Annotated in this window: 1 protein-coding gene; it reads right to left on the reverse strand. The window is 45.5% G+C overall.

Going from position 1 to position 1,432, the window contains the following annotated elements; genetic code table 11:
* Positions 1 to 9 precede the first annotated feature (9 nt).
* On the reverse strand, positions 10 to 1,338 hold the full coding sequence (locus QTN95_RS20640) for an IS4 family transposase (protein WP_331418846.1): 1,329 nt from the start codon (positions 1,336 to 1,338) through the stop codon (positions 10 to 12).
* Positions 1,339 to 1,432: the final 94 nt, after the last annotated feature.

Below are 1,432 nucleotides of genomic sequence, written 5' to 3' on the forward strand. Positions count from 1 at the left end.
TAATGCCAGTCAGTTAAGCTGACTGGCTTTCTTTTTATTGGGGTATTTCTTTGCCTTTGGTTTTATTGCTCTCGGATATATCCGCTCTTCTCGTTTAATGGGCAAGACATGGTGTATCGCCTCCTCTTGCAAGTGAGTAATGCGCTTAGGGATTGTTCCCGCTGACTCCAACCAGAACCCCAAAATTACGTGAATGATAGAGTGAGCACACGTTGTGAAGCTCAGTTGGTTGGGGTAGATGCCAGGCACTGCTCTAGCCATGTTAACCATCTGATATCTAATAATGTTATAGCTAAGCAATAAGCCCCATAGTTCTTGTTTTACCATCTCTGGCTTCTTACTTCTCAGTGTGAACTCGTTGTTCAGAAGTGAAGACTTCATTTCCCGATATCCAACTTCGATTTCCCATCTATGACTGTAAAGCTCTGCTATTTCCGCTGGCGGATAACGACGATGATCAGTCATCGAGGTCAAGATATTCACTTCTTTCCCTTTGATAGTTTTCTTTATCAGGCGAACTTCGATGGTTTCAGGTAGTGACGGGGACTTCTTTCTCGCTTGAGGCGCTGTCTTGAGTTCGACAATCCGATCATTGCGACCCAGCTTTCTGACTTCAGTAAATTGGGTATTCTTGCGCATTGGCATTAGCCAATGCCTTTCAGTTCCTGTATTTGCCCAGCGATGAAGAAGACTAAGAGAGTAAAAGCCTCTGTCGAACATTGTGAGGCTGTAGTCTGGTGTTGTTTCAATCAACTGTTCCGCCAATATCATCTCACTGGTTTTGTAACTAGCGAAAGCACTGGCGACCAGCATGTGACTGGTCAACTCCATCTGGCAAACCATACGCACCTGAGGAAAGCTACCTTCACTATTCTGATTTGACGCAGATTGAAACGCATCGCGGTTTTCCTTGGTGTCTGGCGTTCGCCATACCACGCCATCGACAGCGAGGAGTTTTAATCCACACCAAGTCGGATGGTCAGCTGTTTCATTCCATAAGCTCTGGCTTTGATGGAATACTTCTTTCATGGCATCAGCCCCGAGCCGTTGTCTCGCTTGAACGATAGCACTAGGGGCAACCAGACTTCGTTTCCCGGGCAACATTAATTGCGCTTTGGAGACAATTGACCACAAAGGCTCTTGTCGGTAAAGCGACATAGCAACGACCGCCCAAACGGCCATGTCGAGAGGGATACGACGTTTACGAATAGTCGCCACACCAGAAGCTTCTAAGCATTGGTTGATGAAATCAGGGCAAAGAATGTCACTGAGTTTTCCAAGTTGTTCAGTATTGGGGGCATAACGATTGGCGAGTGTTAGGGCTGTAGTTAATTGCAAAATAAAAGGCTCAAAGTTATAGAAACTTAGAGCCTTTATAAGCTATCTGCAGGATCGTTCAACCGATCATTTATCTCTTAACTGATCGGCATTA

The organism is Vibrio sp. M260112, assembly GCF_036533775.1.
Lineage (GTDB): Bacteria > Pseudomonadota > Gammaproteobacteria > Enterobacterales > Vibrionaceae > Vibrio.